This is a genomic window from Pseudomonas syringae group sp. J248-6 (genome assembly GCF_032586995.1).
In the GTDB taxonomy this organism is placed as follows: Bacteria; Pseudomonadota; Gammaproteobacteria; order Pseudomonadales; family Pseudomonadaceae; genus Aquipseudomonas; species Aquipseudomonas amygdali.
Genome location: NZ_JAWHOP010000034.1, coordinates 1 through 4,851 on the forward strand (window position 1 = coordinate 1; position 4,851 = coordinate 4,851).

At 61.9% G+C, this 4,851-nt stretch carries 4 protein-coding genes; 3 read left to right on the plus strand and 1 reads right to left on the minus strand.

The window, feature by feature from the left end; translation table 11 throughout:
- Positions 1 to 225 precede the first annotated feature (225 nt).
- Positions 226 to 1,548, minus strand: a complete 1,323-nt coding sequence (locus RYC17_RS25775; protein WP_316904725.1) for a sigma-54 interaction domain-containing protein — start codon at positions 1,546 to 1,548, stop codon at positions 226 to 228.
- Between the two features lie 266 nt (positions 1,549 to 1,814).
- Between RYC17_RS25775 and RYC17_RS25780 the strand changes: the two genes are divergently transcribed.
- The 3 genes from RYC17_RS25780 to RYC17_RS25790 are packed head-to-tail and all read left to right on the plus strand — an operon-like array spanning position 1,815 to position 4,785.
- Positions 1,815 to 2,699 carry an MBL fold metallo-hydrolase gene (locus tag RYC17_RS25780; RefSeq protein ID WP_316904726.1) on the plus strand — a complete coding sequence of 295 codons (885 nt, stop codon included), beginning with the start codon at positions 1,815 to 1,817 and terminating at the stop codon, positions 2,697 to 2,699.
- Positions 2,700 to 2,726: 27 nt separating this feature from the next.
- On the plus strand, positions 2,727 to 3,980 hold the full coding sequence (locus RYC17_RS25785) for an FAD/NAD(P)-binding oxidoreductase (RefSeq protein ID WP_316904727.1): 1,254 nt from the start codon (positions 2,727 to 2,729) through the stop codon (positions 3,978 to 3,980).
- Entirely contained in the window at positions 3,973 to 4,785 is an 813-nt protein-coding gene (locus RYC17_RS25790; protein ID WP_316904728.1) for a sulfite exporter TauE/SafE family protein, read from the plus strand. Before RYC17_RS25785 ends, RYC17_RS25790 begins: the two co-directional genes overlap by 8 nt.
- The last annotated feature ends 66 nt before the right edge of the window (positions 4,786 to 4,851 follow it).

Here is a 4,851-nt window from a genome sequence, read left to right on the forward strand (position 1 = left end):
ACTTACCCATTTGAACACCCCCATGAGGTCGGATTGGTGTCCAACTTCTTGGGGGCAGTTCACCAGCGTGGGAATGCAGTTCTCGACGCTCTGCGTCGCCAAGAGGACGCGGAGCGTCCAGAAAGGCATGCGACGCGGAGCGCCGTACGATAGTTACGATGATCGTTCCGCACGCTCCAGCGTGGGAATGCAGTTCTCGACGCTCTGCGTCGCCGTGTGCGTGCTTCAGCGCGGAATGCCGAGGGCACGCAAACGTCTATAAAGAGTGCGTTCGCTCAGCCCCAGTTCTCTGGCCAGTTCGCTGCGCGAGCCGTTGAACACTCGCAGTGCATGGGCGAGTTTCTCCAGGCCGTCGTCCTGCTGGCGGTAAGTCACGCCACCCGCTTCTTCGCCCTGACCACGCACTTCAGCGGGTAAATCCTGTACGCGAATAACGCCGTCATCGGTAAACAGGCGGGCGCGCTCGAGTATGTTGCGCAGTTCGCGGATGTTGCCGGGGTAGCTGTACACACTCAGCAGGTTCATGGCCGCGGGGTCGACACGCGGAGCAGCACCCGGCGCGATGCGTTGCAGCAGGCTGTCGATCAGCAGCGGCAGGTCTTCACTGCGTTCGCGCAGTGCCGGCAGACGGATCGGGAAAGCGCTGATGCGGTAAAACAAATCCTGGCGAAAACTGCCATCGGCGACCATCTCCCTGAGCGGTTTGTGGGTGGCCACCACCAGCCGAAAATCCGAGTGCACCGTTCGCAGGCTGCCCACCGGGCGGAAGCTGCCTGATTCGATCAGCCGCAACAGCTTGACCTGCATGGCCAGCGGCACCTCGCCGATTTCATCAAGGAACAACGTGCCGCCATGAGCGGCTTCGGCCAGACCGGTCTTGCGCTGCAACGCGCCGGTGAACGCGCCCTTTTCATAGCCGAACAGCTCGCTCTCCAGCAGGGTTTCGGTAAGCCCGGTGCAATCGACCACCACCAGCGGCCCGGCGGATCTGGCGCTGCTGGCGTGCAGTGCGCGAGCGAACAATTCCTTGCCGGTACCCGACTCACCCTGCAGCAGCACCGGAATCTGCGCGGGCGCAGCGCGTTGCAAGGCACCCAGAACTTCCTTGAACGCCGCTGAGCGACCGACCAGCCCATGCTGCTGCGGCTGGACCGACGCCACGGCCACCGAACTCAGTCGCTCGACGTAGGCGATGACTTCACCCCCGTCATCGAGAATCGGCCGCAGCTCCACATCCACATGCTCAGGGCCGCGAGGCGTATGGTGAATATGCAGCAAACGCTCCGGAAGCCGCGTTTCGTGGGCCTTGCGCATCGGGCAATGCTCACCGGCCTGATCGCACGGCACCGCGAACTGATGTGACACCCGATAACACTTCTCGCCCACATGTGGCGTGCCTTCAACGCCGAACTGACGCTGATAGGCGGTGTTGGCCGCGATAATGTTGTAGTCGGTGTCCAGAACGATGGTCGGTCGCAGGTCATGTTCAAGGTATGACACCAGCGACTGCATGCGACTGCCGGGTAAATCAGTGGCGATGAGGGTCATGCTTGCTCCTGTGGATTGGCCGCAGCTTAACCCATCTCGCTGCCAGCTTATGCCACTGTCTGCCAAGCGACTGCCAAAATGTGGCAGTCAGTGCCTTGGCAACCATCACGCGGGTTTTCCGCAGAATCCCTCAACGCCTTGTATTTACTATGCTCAATGGGTTTTCCGGCCGTTGGCATGGTTATTGAGATGCCATAGCAACGACTGCCAACCGTCCGGCCTGACCAAACGGGCCTCGAGGCGATTTACAGCCATGGGAATTGCACATGATCATCGGTGAAAAACTTTATGTCGAAGCACTCTTCGACAGTCATACCTGGACCATCAGCTACCTGGTGATGGACCTGGACAGCAAGCAGTGCGCGCTGATCGACAGCGTGCTCGATTACGACCCCAAGTCGGGCCGCACCCGGACCGAGTCTGCCGACCGGATGATCGGCCGGGTACAGGCGCTGGAGGCTTCGGTGCAGTGGATTTTCGAAACCCATGTGCACGCGGATCACCTCTCGGCCGCGCCGTATCTGAAACAGCAGCTTGGCGGACAAATCGTCATCGGCAGCCACATCACCGCCGTGCAGGAAACCTTTGGCGCGTTGTTCAACGCGCCGTCTGACTTTGCCCGCAATGGCAGCCAGTTCGATGTGCTGCTGGAAGATAACGCCTCGTTTGCCCTTGGAACACTTCAGGTCAAGGCCATGCATACGCCCGGGCATACACCGGCGTGCATGAGTTACCTGGTGCAGGTCGACGACAAAACCATCGCGTTTGTCGGCGACACGTTGTTCATGCCCGATTACGGCACCGCGCGTTGCGACTTTCCCGGAGCCGATGCGCGCACGCTGTACCGCTCCATTCACAAGTTGCTTGCGTTGCCGCCTGACACCCTGCTGTTCATGTGCCACGACTACCTGCCCAACGGTCGTGAGCTGAAATACATGACCACCGTCGCCGAACAGCGCGCCAGCAACATCCATGTTCATGACGGCGTAGATGAAGACGCGTTCGTCAGCATGCGTGAAGCCCGTGACGTGACGCTGGATATGCCTGTGCTGATGCTGCCTTCGGTGCAGGTCAACATGCGCTGCGGGCACTTTCCCGAGCCGGAAGACAACGGCGTCGTCTACCTGAAGATCCCGCTCAATGCCTTTTGACTGCTGCCCGCCTTGGGAAACCCTGTGATGAATGCTTCGACAACTAGCTGTCAGATCCTGATCGTCGGTGGCGGTGCTGCCGGTATCGCCACCGCCGCAAGCCTGCTCGCCCGTGATGCTGCCCTGCAGATCACGCTGGTCGACCCTGCCGATACCCACTATTACCAGCCGGGCTGGACCATGGTCGGCGCGGGCATCTTCACGCCGCAGTCGACGGCACGCAGCATGGCGTCGCTGATTCCCAAAGGCGTGCAGTGGATCAAGGCCGCCGTGGCGACGTTCGAACCGCAGCACAATACCCTGACGCTCGCCGACGGGCGCATGCTTGCCTATCAGCAACTGGTGGTCTGCCCCGGTCTGAAGCTGGACTGGGCGGCCATCGACGGGTTGGTCGAGACGCTGGGTGCCAACGGCGTGACCTCCAACTATCGCTATGACCTGGCACCCTATACCTGGAAGCTGGTGCAGGGCTTGAAGCAAGGGCGCGCGCTGTTTACTCAGCCGCCCATGCCGATCAAATGCGCCGGTGCGCCACAGAAGGCCATGTACCTGTCTTGTGACCACTGGCTGAAAACCGGCCGTCTGGCGCAGATCAATACGCAGTTCTTCAACGCCGGTGGCGTGCTGTTCGGTGTGGCGGACTATGTACCGGCGCTGATGAAGTACATCGAGCGTTACGCCATCGACCTCAAGTTCAGCCATCGGCTGGTGGCAGTCGACGGGCCGGGCAAGCGCGCTACGTTTGTTCGCACGCAGGCCGATGGCAGCAGCGAGACCGTCGAGCACAGCTTTGAAATGCTGCACGTGGTGCCACCGCAGATTGCACCCGACTTCATTCGCAGCAGCCCGCTGGCCGATGCCGCAGGCTGGGTGGACGTGGACCCTGCCACGCTCCGGCACCGACAGTTCGCCAATGTTCATGGTCTCGGCGATGCCACCAATACCAGCAACGCCAAAACCGCCGCAGCCGCCCGCAAGCAGGCACCGGTAGTGGCCAATAATGTGCTGGTCGCGCTGGGTCGTCGGAGTGAGTCTGCCGTCTACGACGGTTATGGCTCGTGCCCGCTGACCGTCGAGAAAGGCCGGATCGTACTGGCTGAATTCACCTATGGCGGCAAGGTTGCGCCGAGCTTCCCGCGCTGGCTGCTGGATGGCCGGCAACCGACCCGGCTGGCCTGGTGGCTGAAAGAACGCGTGCTGCCCGCACTTTACTGGCATGGCATGCTCAAGGGGCGTGAATGGCTGGCGAAACCGGAAAAGGCTGACGCCAGGCATGGATGAGCATCAACTGCTGGGCGTTGGCCTGGGGGCGATCATTGGCCTGGTACTGGCGCTGACCGGCGCGGGCGGTGGCATTCTCGCGGTTCCGCTGCTGGTTTTTGGTCTTGGCCTGTCGATTGTCGAAGCGGCACCTGTCGGTCTGCTGGCCGTCGGGCTGGCGGCGGGAATCGGCGCGGTGCTGGGGCTGCGTCAGGGTATCGTCCGCTATCGCGCTGCCGGGTACATCGCGTCCATCGGTGTGTTGATGGCACCTCTGGGCCTGTGGCTCGCCCATCGGCTGCCCAATACACCGCTGGCATTGGTCTTTTCGGTTGTGCTGCTGTACGCCTGTGGACGCATGTTCATCAGGGCCAGCCGCGAATTGCGTCACGGCCAACCGCCGCCGCGCGCAGAAATGCTGCCCTGCGTGCTCAACCCGCTGCAAGGCCGTTTGCGCTGGACCATGCCGTGCCTGCGCGCTTTGACGCTGACGGGCGTGGGTTCAGGGTTATTGTCAGGGCTATTGGGTGTGGGCGGCGGTTTCGTGATCATTCCGGCGCTGACCCGCTACAGCGATCTGGGCATGAAAAGCGTTGTGGCGACGTCACTGGCGGTGATTGCGCTGGTCTCGACGGGCAGCGTCATCACCGCCTCCTTGAGCGGGGTGATGCACTGGGCGGTGGGTGCGCCTTTTGCACTGGGTGCAGTCATCGGCTTGATAGTCGGCAGGCAAGTCGCCCGCTACCTCGCCGGCCCACGCCTGCAACAACTGTTCGCCGTGTGTGGCATCGTCGCGGCGTTCATGCTGGCGTTGTCCGTGCGATAACAGCCCGAGGACGCAGAGCGTCCAGAAGGGCATTCCCACGCGGAGCATGGGAACGATAAAATCTCG

Coding starts and splice junctions, on each gene's coding strand:
- RYC17_RS25775 (WP_316904725.1), bottom strand. CDS start 1,548: ATGACCCTCATCGCCACTGATTTACCCGGCAGTCGCATGCAGTCGCTG.
- RYC17_RS25780 (WP_316904726.1), top strand. CDS start 1,815: ATGATCATCGGTGAAAAACTTTATGTCGAAGCACTCTTCGACAGTCAT.
- RYC17_RS25790 (WP_316904728.1), top strand. CDS start 3,973: ATGGATGAGCATCAACTGCTGGGCGTTGGCCTGGGGGCGATCATTGGC.
- RYC17_RS25785 (WP_316904727.1), top strand. CDS start 2,727: ATGAATGCTTCGACAACTAGCTGTCAGATCCTGATCGTCGGTGGCGGT.